This is a genomic window from Polaribacter sp. R2A056_3_33 (genome assembly GCF_019278485.1).
GTDB lineage: Bacteria > Bacteroidota > Bacteroidia > Flavobacteriales > Flavobacteriaceae > Polaribacter.
Genome location: NZ_CP058984.1, coordinates 1719954 through 1739795, shown reverse-complemented (window position 1 = coordinate 1739795; position 19842 = coordinate 1719954). Strand labels below are relative to the sequence as shown.

Genomic DNA, 19842 nt, shown 5'->3' with positions numbered 1-19842 from the left:
TTTTTAAATACATATTATTTACGTTGGTTAATTAATATTGTAAGAAAGTAAAATTATGAATACTTATTTAATAGTAAGAGCAATTATCGTTCTAAAAAGGTATCAAAATGACTCTTATTTCTTTTTTGATTTTTATTTTTTAAGCTTAACAAGCTTAAATTAAAAACAATACACTAAAATAAAACAACACGTAATTCACTGATAAAAAACTATTTAAATACTTTAAGTTATAAAACGAAAGTAGTAATCGATTTAGCAGCGATTACAATATCTTTTTTATCCGCATTATGTTGTATTAATTTTAAATCTGAGTCTTTATCTGTAACATAAACTTGCTTTATAGTACTTTTAAAATTTAGTTGTACTGCTGTTTCTTTTTGATTAACCGACACAATAATAATAGAATTATCTTTATTCTTATACGCTGAAACTAAAACTCCTTTTTCTAAATTTTCAAGGGAATTTTTACCGTTATAATCTACCTTAATTTGTTTTGCTTGAGGTCTTATAAATCTCGAAAAATTACCTAAGCCCCATAATAATTTTGAGCTTTCAAAAGTACCTTCTTCTGTATTTTTATCATGATAAATAAGTCCGTCTTTATAATTATAAGGTGTCATTGCCAACCACCAATGCCATGCACTTGCATTAGCGATAGTAAGATCTGCATGTATTAATCTAGCAACATACAAAGCTGTTTTCATGCCTAAATCTTTCCCTTTCCCTCTAATTTCTTCATTGTTCTCTAGAATACAATATTCTGTCATCCAATACTCTAAATTTGGATACTTTATTAATTTCTTTTTAATTTCTTCTCTTTTTGTTTTTAATTTAGAAATATCCCAAGTTGTAAAATAACTATGTCCTGCAAATTTTTGCGAAACCGTTTCTAAATTTCCAAGATACAAATCACTCATAGGGTTAAAAAAGACTTCAACCTGGTTACTTCTATGCTCTTTTCCTTTTTTTATTGAAGTCAAATAATCTATTTGTCCAGCTTCTGATACTTCTAATTTTGTATCTAAATTATAGCTTTTAAAAACAGAATCTATTGTTTTGGTTGCACTTGAAAGTTCATCATTATTCCAAGGAGAACCTTCTTGTTTTCCATTTTTCCAATCCCATTGAGGTTCATTAAACGGACTGATAAAATTAAAATGAAGATCTAAACTATCTTTAAAGTGCGTAACCACATCTTTTAAAAACAACGCATATTTTACATAATTACTTGTTTTTAGGTTTGATGACAATCCGTCTGCAGAAAATGCTTTATTATTTTTTGTAAACTGTACAGGCGGACTATTTACAAAACCTATAAAAGAAGAAACACCTCTTTGTTTTGCAGCTTTTAAAAACCATTGCTGCCCCAATTGTCTGTTCCAATTATAAGAACCATCATTGTTTAAAAAGCCTTCTGCCCTTCTCCATTCATCTTTAATACTGCTTTCTTCTCCTTGTTCTGCACTTCCTGCGCCAATATTAAATCGCCAAGTTGTAAGACCAATTCCTTTAAGAGTTCCATCGGCATTTTTTTCTGTGCTAAACAATAAATCTGCCATAGCTTCTTTTTTCTCTAACGGCCATTTCCCTACAAACTGCCCAGACCAAGCGTCTGAGGCTCCGAAATTATGTATGGTTTGGAATTCTTTATCAGAATGAATCTCTATATTAATTGGATCTATTTTACTTTGAGAAAACAATAATCCACTTAAAAATAAAAATAGAACTATCGCTTTATCCCTCATTTTTTCTTAAACTTCTTAGGCACAAAATTAGCCTCATACTTCGGATTTAACTCTGTAGGAATTGGTGCATTAATCTCAGTTCTCCAACTCTTTAATTTTTTTAATAACGCTGCTACTTTCTCTGGATGAACGTCTACAAGGTTGTTTCTTTCGCCTAAATCTGTCTTTAAATTATACAACTCAATCTCATTATTTTCAAAATATTGATGAAGTTTCCAATCACCATCAATAATAACAGAACCAGGTCTTGTTCTAAAAAACGGATCTCTACCATCATCTATTTTAAAATTATATGCTTGTAAATAAATAGGAAAGTGAAAAAACAAACTTCTATCTTTTATTGTTTTCCCTTTTAAAATTGGTAAAATAGAAGTTCCATCTACTATTTTATTTGGGTTTTCTACATTTAAAATATCCATAAAAGTTGGATAAAAATCTAGATTGGTAATAGGAGTCTTAGAAACTGTATTTGGTTTTACAACTCCATCCCAAGAAATTATATATGGTACTCTAATGCCGCCTTCGTAATAAGAACCTTTCCCTGCTCTTAAAGGATCTTGATGAGAAATAGCTCTTATTCCGCCATTATCCGAAGTAAAAACAATTAAGGTATTTTTTAGATTTAAAGCTTTAATTTCATCTAAAATTAAACCGATATTTCTATCAACCGTTTCAATCATACCTGCATAAACCGCCTTATTTTGAAAAGGATTTCCTCCTTTTTCTTTATATTTTTGTTCTAAAGCATTTGTTGTTGATAATGGCGTATGCACCGCATAATAGGGCAAATACAGAAAAAATGGCTTTTCTTTATGCTCTTTTATAAATGAAATGGCTTCTTGTGTTAATCTATCTGTTAGGTTTTCTCCTTTTTTATTATCAACAATATTTTTTATGTTATACGGACTAAAAAAACCATCTTTACCCGGATTACCATGCTTTGCTCCCCCAACATTTACATCAAAACCTTGTGTTTTAGGGTCTTCTCCTAAATGCCATTTACCAAAAGTACCTGTTATATAACCTTCTTGTTTTAGCATTTCTGCAATAGTAATATTATTGTCTGCTAAAATTTCTGTGTTTTTAATAGGAATTATTTTTCTAGTTTTTTCATTTCCTCTATCAGAATTACTAACGGTATAAATACCGTGTCTAGGCGTATTTTGCCCACTAATTAAACACGCTCTACTAGGCGCACAATTTGCTGCGGAAGCATACCCATTTGTAAATTTCAATCCACTTTCTGCAAGTTTATTAATGTTAGGTGTTTCATAAAAAGTACTTCCATAAGTTTCGGTATCCATCCAACCTAAATCATCTACATTAATATAAATGATGTTTGGTTTACTTTCTGGTTTCTCCAAATTTTGAGCATTGCAAGACAATAGTCCCCCTAATAATAATAATAATATATATAAATACTTCATTTTATTGTTTTTTTTCTTTATTTAAAACTTGTTTCATTTTAGCAGGATCTGAATACAAAACCTCTTTATTTTCCATTAATCTTTGATGAATATGATAGGTAACATCCATCCAATTTCTAGGTTCTCCCCAAAGTGGTTCCATCATTTGAGATTCCCAGTTTTTTAAAGCTGTGTTTAATTCATTAAACTGATTTTTATTAGTATTTTGAAGGTCTTTCATTTCACCTAAATCCTCTTCAACATTATATAAAGTTGCTCCGTAATCTTGCAAACGAACCATTTTATAATCTCCTACTCTTGCTCCGGCTTCTTCTAGTTTTCTCCAAAATAATTGAGCATGCGGATCTCCCTTCTTCTCCCCTTTTAAAAATGGCAAAAGGTTTGCTCCATCTAAAATTAAATCTGCATCCTTTTTAATATTCGCTGCCGCCATAGAAGTTGTAAAAATATCTAAAGAAGAAGACAAACCATTAAAAGTTTGACCTCCTTTTATCTGAGCTGGCCAACTTACCACAAACGGAACTCTATGTCCTCCTTCAAATTTATTTCCTTTCCAACCCTTTAATGGTCCACCAGAAGATGTGTTATTTGCTGCTCCACCATTATCACTTAAAAAATAAATAAGTGTGTTATCTGCAATACCTAACTCTTTTAATTTGGCCTGAAGTTTACCAACGTTTTCATCTAAAGACCAAGTCATAGCTGCCAAATATTGTCTTGGATGATTTTTATATTTTTCTAAATCTTCCTTTTTAGCTTCCATTGGCGTATGCACTGCATTGTAAGCTAGATACATAAAAAAGGGATTGTCTTTATTTTCTTTTATGTATTTTACAGATTGATTACCCAAAACGTCCGTTAAATACCCATCAAATTTTACACGTTTTCCGTTATGTTGTAACATTTTTGCTTTACTCGGATTTTCATATTGAAAATAAGACCTACTTCCGGTTTCAAAACCATAAAATTCATCAAAACCTCGATTGTTAGGTAAATCAGATTCCTCTTTTCCTAAATGCCATTTACCCAATGCCATTGTTTTGTAACCATTTTTCTTAAAAACATCTGCAATAGTTACAACATCATCAGAAAGCCCAATATCACCAGAGTTTTTATCACCTGTATCATTTGCCTCAAAACCAAAACGTTGTTGGTATTTTCCAGTAATTAAACCCGCTCTACTAGGTGCACAAACTGTTGCGCTTACATGTGCATCCGTAAAAATAACACCACTTTTTGCTAACCTGTCTATATTAGGTGTTTCTAGATCTTTACTTCCCATAAAACCAAAATCTGCATAACCAGCATCATCAATTAAAATGACAATTACATTTGGTTTTTGCTCTTTTTGCACTGCATTATTTGTATTGCAAGACACTAAAAATCCGCACAATAATAGTATAAACAAGGTATCCATTTTAAAAAAAATAAAATTTAAAAATTCTGTAAAAACAAGATGAAAGGTTTTTTTAAGATTCAAGTTGTTGTCTTTTTAATTAAAGCTAATCTAACTTAAAGTAGCGTAAAAAACAGTCTAATATTGTTACAACAAGGGAGTGAGAATGTTACAATTCTATTAAAGAGTCTCCGTGCGATGCATATAGCTATGACTTTCAATAATTTTGAACCTTAAAAAGAGAGCACAATTTAGTTTCTTCAAAATGAGTCTGTAATGTTATTAGAAATAACTTTCTATAAATTTAAAAAAACAAGACTGTTTTTTTAATAATACAGCTAACTTATTATAACATATCTTAATCTTAGCTTGATAAGGAGTTTCTCTGATAAATTTTTAAATTTCAACAATATGTAAAAAATAATAACTTATATGACGTTTGTATACAAGCATTTTTAAATGATTTTACACTTACATCTATAGATTTACCTGCTTAAACAGTTATTGGTAGTTGGACATTCTGGAAATGCTCAAATATTAGTAATGTAAATATGTCTGTCATAGATTCAAATTGCCCTAGATGCATTTAATGCTAAAGGACTTACAACTTTAACACTTCCTTCGTCATTAAGAAAATTTTCAGGTTTTAATACGTTTAGAAACATTCCTACTTTAGAAGAATTAATTGTAGAAATTGAAACTCCTTTTGTTCTTGATACTGACGTAAATATCAATCATATGTTTTCTAATCAAATAAATCAATCTCCTACACCTAATTTAATTGCACCTTGGGGCTTCTAGTGCCTTTGAAAATCAATGAAATATATTTAGATTCTTATCCAAAACTTAATGTAGATAAATGATATTTTTTCTGCAGAAGTTTATAATATATAAAGTGAATCAGCTTTTATTTAAAACCTGCATTAATAAACACGGATTATATGAAATATGACGACCTATGGACTAAATAATTATTTACAAAATGTAGCATTATTACCTTTGTATTGCAAAAATACTAGTGTTTTGGGTTAAAATGCAACATTTTTACCCAAAAAACGAAACCTATGTACTCTAAGAATAGTATAGTTATTTGTAAATTTAAATCATAATATTATTAATTTAAAATTAAATAAATCATGAAAAAAACATTACTATTATTTGTTACATTATTATCTGTAACATTAACGAAGGCACAAACTGTAGGTGATGCATTTACAGTAAATGAAATCAATTATGAAGTAACCGCTGTTGACCCTACAAACGAGGTACAAATTGTAGGAAATAGTGTTACTACAGATGCATTAACGATACCAGCTACTGTAGAGAATTCAGGAACTACTTATAACGTTACTTTTATAAAAAATAAATCATTTTCTAATGTAGCAATTACATCTTTAGTTGTTGAAGGTGATACTGAAATTGATTGGCAAGTGTTTAACGCTTGTCCTAACCTTGTAAGCGCAGATCTTTCTAATATTACTTCAGGTGTTGGTTTAAACTCTTTTGTAAACTGTCCTGAATTAACATCAGTAGATCTTCATAATGCAACATTTGTTGGTAAAACAGCATTTAACAAATGTCCTAAATTAGAGACAATAGACCTTAGTAATACAGTTGATATTGGAATACAAGCATTTAGAGATGCAAAAGCACTTACATCTGTAGATTTACCTGCTGCAACTGTAGTTGGTGGATTGGCATTCTGGGGTTGCTCAAATCTTACTGATATAAATATGCCTGTGATGGATTCAATTGCTCCAGGTGCATTTAATGCTACAGGATTTAAAACTTTAACGCTTCCTGCTACTGTAACGAAACTTCCAGGTGCTAATACATTCAGAAACATTCCGGCTTTAGAAGAATTAATTGTAGAATTTGAGACTCCTTTTGTTCTTGATACTGACGCATTCTTAGACGCAGAGAAAACAATACCGGATCCTGATAGTCATATGTTTTCTACTCAAGCCGGATATGACACAGCTCCTACATTGATTGTTCCTTTTGGTACCAAGGATGCTTTTGCCGCAGAAAACGGATGGGATATATTTAATATCGTTGAAGCAGATGAAATATTAAGCTTAGCTTCTCAAGCTAAAATATCTTTAAATGCATATCCAAATCCTGTTGTAGATAAATTATACTTTTCAACAAATGATGTTTTTTCTGCAGAAATTTATAATATTTTAGGCGCTAAAGTAAGTTCTCAAAAAGTTATAGATGGAGTAGATTTATCTCAACTTAATAAAGGTATTTATTTTGTAAAAGCTAAAAATAATGAAGGTTTAGATTTCAAAACAATTAAAGTTATCAAACAATAATAAAGTTTTTTATTTAAAACTTAAAAGGAGTAACTTTATATAAAGTTACTCCTTTTTTTATGCCTTTACATTAACTGCATCCATATTATAAAATATAATTACTTATGCAATTGGTAATCTAATCAAGTTAAATACCTTATCAAGGTTAAGATTATGAAAATATTACAGACAAAGTAAACTATTACGAAGTCTATTTTAAAAACCAACAGAATCTTTATCGTTTTTTGATATCAAAAGCAGATTATTATATACAATAGGTTTCTAAAAAACAAAAGGAACAACTTCTATAAGTTGATCCTTATTATTTGTTTAAAAATAATTTGATAAGTAAGATAAACACTTTGCTTATTTTCGTATTATTTTATATTGTTTTCTTGTTCCTTTGTAATTTACTTTGAGAAAATAAATACGAGATGAAATATCATTTAACTTAATTGTATGAATTAAAGAACTGATATTATTTTCGGTATAAATAGTTTGACCATTAACACTTACTAGTTTAACAGAAACATTTTCTAAGTTATTTAAATATATGTTTATATTTTCTTCATTAGGGTTGGGATACGTATAGATTTCATTCAATAATTTTAGCTCACCGTTAGTAGATAAACTATTTTCATCATTAATTATAACAGAAAAATCCATATCAGAACCAACAAATTTTGTATTACAGGTGTTTATATCATCCCCTTTTGTATAAGTTATTAATTGTATTTTACTTTTATTCTATTACCTAAACAGAAATAATGATATTTTCATCAGTGTTGTGTTCTGTATTGATAATTTATCTTGTGATTTTTAAATTATAATTACTTGTTTCTATTGTTGAGCAATCAAATGTGTAGAGATGATTTCCTAAAGAATTAAAAGGCACATCATTTATTTTAGGAATTCCATTCTTACTCCATACAGTTAAGCTTCCTGACTCTTTCATTGTACAGATAATTTCATTTTCATTTATAGATGTCACTTCTACTGTACCTGCAGATAAATATTTATCAGAATTACCAATTACAGACCATCCATTAACAATAGGACTTAACTGAAACAATCTTTCTTCACGTGTTTTTAGTTCAAACTCAAAATCATCTGTCAATGGTTTTGCTATTTTATTGTATGCATCATATAATAAAATTCCTCCTTTAGGTATTTCCCAAAGTCCTTTAAAAGGTTGAATCATTCCTCCTGCATTCGGATAATCTTTTAAAGAAATAGCTGATTTTAGCATAGTGTCTCTATTTAAATTAACCGCCATAATAACTGCTGATTCATTTTTAATCGGAGCAATTACCTTAAAGGCTTTTTTACCTACATAAGGATCTTGTTGTAAACTTACTGGCAAAGGAACCCCAGGAGCTAGCGTACCAATAATCTCTCCATCTTTATACATTAACGGAGTTAAATACGTATCATCAATGTTTTTTGTTTCATCAGATAAATAAATAGGACCACCAGAAATAGCTCTAGAAACCGCCATTAAACGCGCTGTTTCTTTAAAACTGGTGTGAAACATATCTTGGTCTAACCAATGTACATGTCCTAACCAAAGCGCATTCGTAAAGTTTTGTACAATGGTTAAATCGATACGGTCTAAATCTATTTTATAATCTACACTAGATCTAATTACGTTGCTATACGCTTGATTAAAAACATTAAAATTCTGCATTGCAATGCAGTTTAACAATTTTAAGTCTTTCTCTTTTACATTTTCTTCTAAGGCTCTGTTATTATTATGCACTCCAAAAACTGGGTTTTCTCTCCCTTTGTTAAATTGTAAATTAACAGACTGAAAATCAGCCTTAATCATGTCAAATCCATTTTCTTTTGTATCTGCTGTCATAGCATCATAAAAAGCATTGGCAGATGTTAATGAATTTTTAGATACCATTCTGGTCTTACTTTTATTTTTACCGTAATACAAAGTATCTAAATGCTCGGAAAGTGTTTCTAAAGTATTGTCTACAGAAATTCCGTCCATAAATCCATTAAAGTTTCTCCAAAGCCCCATCCATTTTACTTTATCATCTTTCAAGTCTGTAATCGGTTTCCATCCATTAGGAAACTTCTTTTTATCAACACCAAAAGACAATAATTGACGTTTTTTTTCATCTAAATAGCCGTCATCAATCAACACCCAGCGAATAGGTAAATCACTCGTTTTGATATCTTCAATAGCATTTACAATAATTTCTTGGTTGATATTACTTTTATAGTGCTCCCAACTACACCAGCCTAAATATTTAAAAGGTTCTGGATATTCTTTATCAGAACGCCAGTTAAAATTACCCTTTACTCCTTCTGCTTCTTTTGCTAATTTCCATGTTGTTCTAATAGCTTCGTAAGGACTTGATGACGCTGCATAAGAAAAAAGTGGTGCATTCACTTCTATAGTTGTTGTACCATACGTAGCCGTTTTTAATATAAAACCACTTTTATCAACATCAAAAGTATTTCCAACCATTTTAGAGACAATAGGTAAAAGAGCTAAATAATTTCCATTCTTCTTTTGGAGTAAAATTAAACTCCCATATTTCATGTTCTTATCCTCTCTTGGCTTTATCTGCTTGTAATTAGATAATTCAGACACATCTTGAAACCAAAGTGCTTCCATCCTATTTCCTGAAGCTTTTACTTCAGAAAAAGGGCGATAATACATTCCGTTTTTATATGCTGGCAGTTTTAAAACAATATCAGCAATAATTCCTTTCTTATTTGGTGTTAACACTTGTTTTTTAAGGGTGAAAATTCCATTTTCAGAAAGGTTGCTTAAGTCTAAAACACTTGGAATTTCGGCTAAGTTCTCAGTTACCGTTTCTTTAATTTGTTGTTTTTCATCGCATCCAATGATAAAAAAAACACTAAGAATTAAGATGGATGTACATAAAAATCGTATGTTATTTAAAATTTTCATGATGGTTCTATTTTTAAAGAAAAAACTCCATTTCATTTAGAAATGGAGTGCGTAAATTTCTTATTCTAAATTTTTATTTCTGATACTTAAGTACATAGTTATTACTACCATCACTACCATCTAAAGCCACTCCACTAGGGCAAAAAAGATATTCTGGTTCATTGTTAGCATCCATTAATAATTGTGGTCTTTCAAACTTTACTTTATTACCATAACGTCTATTTGCTCCTTCTGGTACTTTACCGTTTAAGTAAAAATCTTGCGCATTGTGAAAGCCTGATAAAGGTGCTGCATTAAATTGTACGCCATCATCAGATACCCAAAGCAAACCGCCACCTTTTTCTAAAATTCCGTGATTATCGGTGGTTAATAAACAGATTTTATCTCTCCATATAAATGCATAACCATCTTCTATTCTAACTTCGTTTGTTGTAATTGGGTTGGATTGAATAACATAGGGTCCTTCTAACTTTTCTGAAATAGCAACTCCCATACTTACCTTTCCTCCTTTTCCTTTAGGACCCGCCATGGCTTTAAAGTACAAATAATATTTTCCGTTGGGATGTTTTATAAGCCCAGGATTATTAACTCCAAGACCACTATCATAACACCAAATAGAGGCATCATTTGGCGGACTTAGCAAAGGTTCATCTTTGTTAGGTTTTTCTAACCAAGGACCATTAAGGCTCTCACTTACCAACATGCCTATTCTTTGACTCGGACCATGGATTTCTCCACCATCATTCGCTATAAATATCAACACATATTTGTCATCAATCTTTTTAATACTTGGGTTATGAAAACCTGCAGCATTCCATGTACCATCTCTTTTTCCTTGTGCTACAACTTCTACAAATTTAAAAGGCCCTTCTGGACTTTTAGAAACATAATGTGCAATTTCACTGTTATAACGCCAAGCTTTTTTAAATGGTGTTTCTGATGACCATCTTGCAGAAAATAGATGTACATTTCCTTGTTCATCTCTAATAGGAGAGCTTCCCCAAACATCATAACCGGGCTCATTTACGGCTTCTCCAATTAGTTTCCAATGATCTGACATTGCTGTAGGAACTTCTATTTGATTATGAGATGCCTCATTTTTCTTAGTTTCTGGGTTCTTGCTATTTTTGTTTTGACAAGAAGCAACAAATATTGAAAGCATTGCGATGCTTACTATTATTTTTTTCATTAGTTATTTAATTAAAAAGTTTAGATTATTTAATTCAGATCAAAATAGTGCTGTTTTATTCTTTTATTCTAAATGAAATATGGGTAAATGAACCTGTTGTTATATCTATAAGAAATTGATTTTCTTCTACAGGTTCTATAACAAAAGATTCTCCTAGAGGTTGATCATCATCATCCCATTGTGTTACACTTATATCACCATCAATTTTAAAACCATCTAGAATCCCTACAGGGTATTCTTCGTAAAAAGGTGGTAAAAAAGTTTTACATGGACTCACAGTATTGATAAAAAACACATTTACCTCATTACCTCTTATATAGGCTCTACTATGAAGTTTCTCCCTACTTAGTACTTCTTCACCATCATGATCTAACATTCTTATAGGTTGTGAACCAATCAAAGCTTCAGTATATGCTCTAGTAATATAATTCCATGGTGCATTACCTCCAGACAAGGGGTAATCCCACCAGCTTACTAAATCTAATCCAAGATCAGTCCAATCAAACATACATCCAATAGCTAGTTCGGAAGTCCAAATTTCTCTATCTTTTTCGTAGTCAGAACTACATCTAAGGGCATCCCAATGTGCTTCAGTAGCCCAAGCTTCACGATGTTTATCACTTTGAGCTAGTTCATATTCGTATTTTAAATCTGGATGATTCGTTTCATTATGATGATTCAAATAATAGTGATTTCCAAATACGTCATAGCTATCTTGTCCATTAATATTGTATAAATCGTTAAAAGATCCAGATTCACCTAATGGTTTATAAAATTCTGGAGCCACAATTTGTGGTACCACATAACCAAGTCTTGCCGTTCTAGCTCTTAATGTATCTACAGCTATCGTAAAATCTGTAACATCCATTCTAGCAGCCTCTTTATCAAAAGCAACATAGTTTACTTCGTGTCCATGTTCATGCATAAACTCAACATAGTCAACAATCAATTGTGCATATTTTACAGGATTAGGCACAGTTGGTGCATCTGTTGTTACCCAATCTGGAAAATACTCTGCTTTATCTGATGTTAAAACTTTTAAGCCTACAAAAATCATAAAAGGTTCAGAACCATAATAAGATGCTTTCGCATTTTCTATAGATTTTAAAAGAGTTGTGTAAACACTTTCTACCACCTCACCTTCTGCAGGGTGTCCTCCATAAGCATCACCACAATATAATGGAACTCTAAGGCCATTCATTTTAGCTTGACCTTTACCTTGACCAAAAGCACTTTCTGCATTACTGATATTACCTAAAGTTCCAGCGTTATGATTCAGATCTAACATATGATATTTTGTAACCCTACCAAATTTTTCAAGTGGAGCTATGGTTGCTTTATTTACATATGTTGCCTCTTCGTAATCTGTTATTTCTACAGTGTATTCTTCGAAATCTCCACCTGAGTGAAGTCTAAATTTTTCTGTAACGCCCCATTGACCAATTCTTGTATCTGGATTTGGAGTTATTATTGAAACATCATCTGAATATTTATAAGTAACAGACGTAATTTCTAACGGATCTTTTACATCTGGTATTGATATTTTTTTATTATCATTATCTATAACTCCAATAGATTTTTCTCCGGACGATAATGTTACATCAAATTGAGTAAAATTCAATTCAACATTGTTTATTTCTTCACTTTCTGTCTCTTTACTGCAACCTACAAATAGGAAAACAGATATAAATAATATATAAAATTTTTTCATTTTTGGTTTTATTCTTTGTTTTATTTTAAAATGATTTTTTATTCTTTAATTTTAAACGTAAGCTGAGTAAAAGTACCTGTTGGTATGTCTAAGAGGAATTGTTTTTCTTCAATTGCTTCTACTAAGGTAACTTCTCCTTCAACTTCTGAACCAACTACTGAATCATCTTGCCATTGTCTCACTGTTACTCTACCATCAATTTTAAAACCATCTAAAATCCCTACCGCATAATCTTCATAAGACGCTGGTACTATACCTGCAATATTTGGATTTACAACGTTAATTAAAAATACATTTACTTCATTACCTCTTAAATAAGCTCTAGTATGAAGTTTACCATTCGTAAAAGTTTCCTCTCCATCATGATCAAGCATTCTAATTGGTATGGAACCAAGTATAGCTCCTGAGTATGATCTCATAATAGGTGATTTTATTGTAGTACTACCCTCTATTGGATACCCCCACCACATAAATGCATCTAATCCTAGATCTGTATGGTCAAACATTACTCCAAATGCAGATTCTGTTCTAAAAATACTTGAATCATTATTCCAGTGTGGCTCAGTGGCCCACTGTGGACGTGTTCTGTCACTTTGAGCTAAATCGAACTCATATTTTAATTTTGCAAAACCAGCAACAGTGTGATCTCTTTGATAATAATGATTTCCAAAAATATCATACCTGTCTTGATACCCTTTATTATATAGTTCATTCATCCAACCGTTACTAGTGTCTCCTTGAGGGTCTAAAAGCTCTGGAGCTACAATTTTAGGTACTACATATCCCAATCGTGCTGTTTTTGCTCTCAAACTATCCGCAGATATTTTAAAATCCTCAACACTCATTCTAACAGACTCTTTATCAAACGCAATTGCATTTATTGTATGTCCTTTTTTATCCATAAATGCTATGAAATCAACAAGTAACTGAGCATATTTATCAGGAATAATTCCATCTTCATCAGTTGACACCCAGTCAGGGTAATACTCATTTTTATTAGAAGTCAAAACTTTAATTCCTACAAAAATCATAAAAGGTTCACTTCCACTATAGGCTGCCTTTGCATTTTCAAGAGATTTTAAAGGGTTTGCATAAACATCTTCTACAACTACACCTTCCGAAGGATGTCCTCCAAAAGCATCTCCACAATAAAGAGGAAATCGGATACCATTCATTTTTTGATTACTAAAAGCTTCAAAAGCCGTGCTTTCTTCTTTAGCTTTATTAGGGTCTCCATTAAGATCTAGCATATGATATCTTACAGTAGTCCCAAAAGTTTCTAGAGGAGATATTGTTGCTTGATTTTCATATACAGGTTCTTCAAAGTCAGGAACTTCTACAGTGTAATCTTCAAAGCTTTCACTAGAGTGAAGTCTGAATTTCTCTGTAATTTCCCATTTACCTATCCTTGTATTTGGATTTGGAGTAATGATTGAAACGTCTTCTGAGAACATATATGAAACAGATACAATTTCTAAAGGGTCTTTTACATCATATAATGAGATATGCTTGTTCTCATTATCAATAACTCCAATAGATTTTTCTCCAGATGATAATGTTACATCAAATTGAGTGAATTTAATTTCTACATTATCAGCTTCAATAATATCTGATTCTTTACCACAACTGAGAAAGAGAAAAATTGAAATAAGTAACAAAGGAAAGTTTTTCATGTTTAGTTTTTAATGGTTGATGATTATTTTATGCAATTTATCTAAAATCTTAACAAAAAATGGGGTCGAATTGTATCAACAATGGAGTTAAAATGTCACAATTAATGTTACATTAAAATAAAACACCTGATGAAACATTTTAATGCTTAATCAGGCGTTTTTTAATCTAAAAAAAATATATCTATCCGATATATTAATAATTAAATGTTAGCACTTCTCCTTTTTTAGTTGCTATTTCTTTTACGTCATCATTGTAACGAAGTTTTAAAGTGTTTCCTAATTTAGAAGTAACTACTAACGTTTTCAATTTTCCTAACTCCCAAGTCATATCAATCTCAAAACCTTTTTTAGCTACAATTCCTTTTATACTTCCAGATGCCCAAGCTTCAGGTAACGCTGGCAATACATGAACTTCTCCGTTATGACTTTGCATCAACATTTCTGTAATACCAGAAACAACTCCAAAATTTCCATCAATCTGAAAAGGAGGGTGTACATCTAAAAGGTTTGGTAAAGTAGACTTTCTTTGCAACGCTATAATATTTTCATAAGCTTTGTTTCCTTCTAACAAACGTGCATAAAAATTAATAATCCAAGCTCTACTCCAACCTGTATGTCCACCACCTTTAGACAATCTTCCCTCAATTGTTTTTTTAGCAGCTTCAAATAATTCTGGTGTTTTAGATTTTGAAATTTGATTTGATGGATGCAAAGCATATAAATGGGAAATATGTCGATGCCCAGGTTCAGCCTCTTTAAGCTCTCCAACCCATTCTAACAATCTACCATCTTTACCAATTTCAAGCGGAGGCATTTGCTTTATTTTCTGTTTTAAAATAGCACTGAAATCTTGATCAATATTTAAAATTTCTGCAGCAGCAATACAGTTTCTAAACAATTCAAAAACAATTTCACGATCCATAGTTGGTCCCATATTCAAAGTAGCTTTTTTACCATCTTTGGTTAAAAAGTTGTTTTCTGGAGAAACAGATGGACCCGTAACGAAAAGTCCTGTTCTAGGATCTTTCACCATAAAATCAACAAAAAACAAAGCAGCTTCCTTCATAATTGGATAGGCTTGATTTTTTAGATATTCTGTATCCTCTGTATATTCATAATGTGTAAATAAATGTTGACAAGCCCAAGCAGCTCCCATTGGCCACATACCATATCTCGCCTTACCAAAAGCAGCTGTAGATTGCCAAATATCACTAGTATGATGTGCAACAAAACCTCTAGCATTGTATGTTTTTTTAGCTGTAATACGTCCCATTTCACGTAATCCATCAATATATTCTAAAAATGGTTCATGACACTCTGCAAGGTTTGTCATTTCTGCCATCCAATAATTCATTTGAACATTGATGTTAATGTGATAATCAGAGTTCCAAGGTGGTGTAAATCCGGTTGCCCAAATACCCTGTAAATTTGCAGGTAAAGTACCTGGTCTAGAACTACTAATTAATAAATAACGCCCAAATTGATATTGCAATTGCGTTAAATAATTATCTGTAGCTCCTTTTTTTACTTTTTGTAAACGTACATCTGTAGGAAAATCATCTCCTTTACTATCTGATAATTTAAAAGAAAGTCTGTTAAATAACGATTGATAATCTGCAACATGTCTATCTAACAAATCGTTATAAGACGTTTTTGCAATTTTATTAATTACTTTATGATTTTCTTGTTCAAAATCTAATCCACGATAATTACTAGAAGCAACCACTTTAATTTGCACCTCATCTGCATCGGTAATTACTAATTTTCCATTTTTTACTATTGATGTTCCTCCTTTTGTTTCAAAATGAACTAGGGCATGAAATTTTACTCCATGACCATTACCTACATGTTCTGAAAACTCAATGCTATTTTCTGAAACAGAAATTTTAGTTTGTTCATTACGTTTTACCCAAGAAGAGATATTTATTTTTCCTTTTTGATCTGCAGTAAATTTATAGACCATTGCTTTATCAGGGAAACTAGAAAAATAGGTTCTAGTATACTGAACATCATTGCTTTTAAAATTGGTAGTAACCACCGATTTATTAATGTCTAACGCTCGCTTATAATTGCTAATAGAGTCTAAATTTGGAGTCTCTATAAATAAATTCCCTAACATTTGGTAAGTATCTGAACCAGTAGGTAAACGATCTGCTAAAATTTTATCTTGCACCATTGCCTCTGCTTCCATATATTTCTCATCAAACAGCAGTTTTTGTATGGCAGCAATATGTTTACCAGCATCTTTTTTATCTCTATTGTAATCTTTTCCTCCTGTCCAAATAGTTTCTTCGTTCAAACAAATAATTTCTTTTTTAGGCGTACCATAAATCATGGCTCCTAAATTTCCATTTCCAATAGGAAGCCCTTCATTCCATTTATTAGTTGGTTGATTAAACCAAATATTTAGAGCAGACGCTTCTTTTACTTCTTCTTTTTGAGTACAGCTAAAAAAAGTAAACGTTATTAAGGTTACGTAAGCTAACTTTTTTATGAGTTTATTATGAATGTCTATCCAGGGTGTTTTCATCATGTTCCTTTGTTTAGTTGAGGTTTATTTTTAGTTTTATTATTTGATTAATTTGTGATCTGATATTTATTTAATATTTGCTATTCTTTGAACCATCTAAGTTTACTAATGGTTTTGGTACATCATTCATAAAATTCTGAAATGCCTTCTTATTTTTTCTGGTTTTTCAATAGTATTTCCTTTTTTAGAATAAGAAGCGGCTTTCCAAAGATTTCCACCAGTAACCAACATTGTTCTACTAGCAATACATACTGCCTGACTATAAGACCCCTGATTATAGGTTCTAGAAAAAGAAACACCACTATCCATAAGACGATCTAAATTAGGTGTCTTTATCGAACAATTATCCAAAGTACCAACGCTATTAAACATTAGGTCATCTGCAAAAATAAAAAGTATATTCGGTTTCTTTTTTTGTTGTGCTTGTAAAGTAATTGACGTAAACACTAAGAATAAAATTCCTACAAATAAATATTTTTTTACCACGTGATGATTTTTACTCAAAAATAGACAAAAGTAGTTATGTCTAAGAAGCTAAACCGTATCATACTTAGTATAAAAATGTTGCATTTAGCAAAAAATAAATTATAATCGTCCTTTATCAACTATTCATTTACGATTAAGAAATACATCAAAATAAAAATTGCAAGTACTCTATTTACCTATAAAGTCTGATGACCATATTTAAATACCCTCACCAAGAGGTATAAAATAGTATAAGAATCATCCCTTTTTTATAGCCAGACACAAAACTGTTGGTTCATTATTTTCTACATAAACAAACGGGCGTTCCATACGATTGGGTATTAGAAAACCTCCATCTTCTAATTTTAATTCTTACGACTAATCTCGTAATTTTCTCCTTTTCCCTAGTCCAAACCATCTTTAGAAGTCATTAAATCAACACAAGAATGGGCATGAAAAACAGCATAAAAGACAGCTTGTTCTTTATCGAACCAAATAGAAATATCTTCGGTATCTAAATCTTCTTACAGGGTTTGGTGGTATTTTAAAAGGGCTTATTGGTGATAAATAAGTTACCTGGTTTATAGCAATATGAACACCACTTTCGATAGTAATCTTATGATCTTCTTATTCATGTTGTGTAGTTTAAGTTCTGTCCCTAACTATCAGTGTCGCTAAATTAAGTAGTATTCTTATTCTCGAGACCAATTTCAATCAGTAAATATCTCAAAACCACTTTTAGATCGTAAATCAGCAGTTAAGCCATTACCGGCTTTCAAGTTCTTTACATTTACAATCCAATCCTAAATTTATTCATACTCATACTCAAACCAATCGATATCCACATATCCTGAATCTTCTATATCGTTCCAGCAAAAGACGCCTAATCGATCACCTGACCAACGTCCAAATACCAGCTCGAATTCAGGACCAAAGCGCTCAAAATTCTTGTTGTCATAGCTGTATTCGAAAGAGGCGCTATTACCACTATTGGTAGATTTAAAATAAATAATAGCTTTCTCAATGCTAGGGCCGTCTATCTCAGTTCCCTTATCATCCATAAAAAAGAGATTTCTATTTCCTTCGGCATCCATTTTAACACCAATGAGATGGCTTACTCCTGCAAAACGAGCATATCCAGCGCGTTGTCCTTGTGTCATTCCTGATACATCAAATTTGGCACTGCTAATACCTGCTTTCGTGCCCATAATACGCTGACTTAAAGTGTTAGAAGCCCTCCAAAATGATGACGCTCCTTTGTGATAATAATAGTTGCTCAATGGTACCAAAGTGCTAGCTTTAAGTCTCAACCAGCCTGTACGTTCGGTCAATGACCAATGCGAGTCACGTGGGTTATGGTTCCATTCCCACTGATGTCCTAGTTCGGAGGAAGAAAAATCGTCTGAGGTTTGTATTTTTAATTTTTCAGGTGCTATTATATTAGGCATTTTGTACCTTCTTAAAGGTTCTCCAATGCCATCCTTGTCCATATCCTCTCCTATGATAGGCCAGCCATTTACCCATTCTACAGGTTGTAGACATTGTGGTCTTCCCTGAAAAGGGGCATCTATGTTCTGAATTAACTGATGAAAGTACCACCACGAGCCATCTGGCGCCTGGTTTAAAGATCCCTGGCTGCAACTGCGCTCAAAGCTATTCCCTTTTTCAAGCAACACTTTTTTGTCGTAAGGACCATAAATGCTATTGGTTTTTGAGCGTAAGGCTATTTGTTTACGGTCTTCTTTATCTCCATCAGGTGTCATAGACCATTCCGATAAGAAGATAAACCACTGATCATTGACTCTATATATTTTAGAGGCTTCAGCTCCTGGACCTTTATAGAAGACGGTGCCTTCATCTTCTAAGCTCAATCCGTCCCAACTCATTTTAAAGATGGCATTCTTATACAGGTATTTATCTTTATCTTCTTTCGTTCTGCTTCGACCTATATTGGCGACTAGCCAAGCTTCTTTGTTCTCATAATCCCAGAACACACTGGGGTCATCTGCCACCTTCTTTTGAGATATCATCTTTGTGGGGGTAGTCCATTGCCCGTAAATATCGTCGGTAGTAGTAACAAACAATCCGTGGCTAGGATCTATCACATAACAATACCAGGTACCTTCATGGAACGCTAGGTCTCCAGCCCAAACCCCTCGTTTGTAACCAGCCATCCTATCCCAATTATATTCCTTACCCCAACTGATACTGTCATACACATGATTAATAATTCTCCAGTTGACCATATCGTAAGATTCAAGAATGATCATCCCGGGGGAATTATGTTTCTTAGAAGATATCATGTAGTACTTATCGCCATGACGTACTACATCAGAATCTGGATAGTCGGCATTAAGGATAGGGTTTATAAAAGTGCCATCCCCTTGGTCACCAAATGAGTAAATTGTTTTTTTTTCTTCGGTTCCTTTACAGCCAAAAACGATAACAAGTAATAAAAGGAATCTAAAAATCTTCAT

At 31.9% G+C, this 19842-nt stretch carries 13 protein-coding genes; 1 reads left to right on the top strand and 12 read right to left on the bottom strand.

What is annotated here, in order from left to right; translation table 11 throughout:
* Positions 1 to 227: 227 nt before the first annotated feature.
* From H0I29_RS07370 to H0I29_RS07355, 4 genes are all read right to left on the bottom strand, one after another.
* Complete coding sequence (locus tag H0I29_RS07370) at positions 228 to 1745, bottom strand: glycoside hydrolase (RefSeq protein WP_218754948.1); 1518 nt, start codon at positions 1743 to 1745, stop codon at positions 228 to 230.
* Positions 1742 to 3172: a sulfatase gene (locus H0I29_RS07365; protein WP_218754947.1), complete on the bottom strand. Its 1431-nt coding sequence runs from the start codon at positions 3170 to 3172 to the stop codon at positions 1742 to 1744. Before H0I29_RS07365 ends, H0I29_RS07370 begins: the two co-directional genes overlap by 4 nt.
* A gap of 1 nt (position 3173) precedes the next feature.
* Positions 3174 to 4589 (bottom strand): sulfatase-like hydrolase/transferase, encoded by a 1416-nt coding sequence (locus H0I29_RS07360; protein ID WP_218754946.1) that lies wholly within the window; start codon positions 4587 to 4589, stop codon positions 3174 to 3176.
* A 545-nt stretch (positions 4590 to 5134) separates the two neighbouring features.
* Positions 5135 to 5302 carry a hypothetical protein gene (locus tag H0I29_RS07355; protein WP_218754945.1) on the bottom strand — a complete coding sequence of 56 codons (168 nt, stop codon included), beginning with the start codon at positions 5300 to 5302 and terminating at the stop codon, positions 5135 to 5137.
* 402 nt (positions 5303 to 5704) lie between these two features.
* On the opposite strand from H0I29_RS07355, the gene H0I29_RS07350 reads away from it, so the two are divergent.
* Positions 5705 to 6886 (top strand): leucine-rich repeat protein, encoded by a 1182-nt coding sequence (locus H0I29_RS07350; RefSeq protein ID WP_218754944.1) that lies wholly within the window; start codon positions 5705 to 5707, stop codon positions 6884 to 6886.
* Between the two features lie 345 nt (positions 6887 to 7231).
* Here H0I29_RS07350 and H0I29_RS07345 read toward each other — a convergent pair whose 3' ends face one another.
* The 8 genes from H0I29_RS07345 to H0I29_RS07310 all read right to left on the bottom strand — a co-directional run bounded on the left by H0I29_RS07345 (position 7232) and on the right by H0I29_RS07310 (position 19842).
* Positions 7232 to 7531 (bottom strand): T9SS type A sorting domain-containing protein, encoded by a 300-nt coding sequence (locus H0I29_RS07345; RefSeq protein WP_218732171.1) that lies wholly within the window; start codon positions 7529 to 7531, stop codon positions 7232 to 7234.
* Positions 7532 to 7670: 139 nt separating this feature from the next.
* Complete coding sequence (locus H0I29_RS07340; RefSeq protein ID WP_218754943.1) at positions 7671 to 9797, bottom strand: Sip1-related alpha-galactosidase; 2127 nt, start codon at positions 9795 to 9797, stop codon at positions 7671 to 7673.
* A 73-nt stretch (positions 9798 to 9870) separates the two neighbouring features.
* The gene (locus tag H0I29_RS07335; RefSeq protein WP_218754942.1) at positions 9871 to 10986 is read right to left on the bottom strand and encodes a glycoside hydrolase family protein; all 1116 of its coding nucleotides are present in this window, start codon (positions 10984 to 10986) and stop codon (positions 9871 to 9873) included.
* A gap of 55 nt (positions 10987 to 11041) precedes the next feature.
* Entirely contained in the window at positions 11042 to 12697 is a 1656-nt protein-coding gene (locus tag H0I29_RS07330; RefSeq protein WP_218754941.1) for a hypothetical protein, read from the bottom strand.
* Between the two features lie 38 nt (positions 12698 to 12735).
* On the bottom strand, positions 12736 to 14370 hold the full coding sequence (locus H0I29_RS07325) for a hypothetical protein (RefSeq protein ID WP_218754940.1): 1635 nt from the start codon (positions 14368 to 14370) through the stop codon (positions 12736 to 12738).
* A gap of 193 nt (positions 14371 to 14563) precedes the next feature.
* Positions 14564 to 16903, bottom strand: coding sequence for a glycoside hydrolase N-terminal domain-containing protein (locus H0I29_RS07320; RefSeq protein WP_218754939.1), 2340 nt, complete (start codon positions 16901 to 16903; stop codon positions 14564 to 14566).
* Positions 16904 to 17026: 123 nt separating this feature from the next.
* Positions 17027 to 17386: a sulfatase-like hydrolase/transferase gene (locus tag H0I29_RS07315; protein WP_218754938.1), complete on the bottom strand. Its 360-nt coding sequence runs from the start codon at positions 17384 to 17386 to the stop codon at positions 17027 to 17029.
* A gap of 788 nt (positions 17387 to 18174) precedes the next feature.
* A complete protein-coding gene (locus H0I29_RS07310; protein ID WP_218754937.1) occupies positions 18175 to 19842 on the bottom strand; it encodes a glycoside hydrolase 43 family protein in 1668 nt (555 codons plus the stop codon).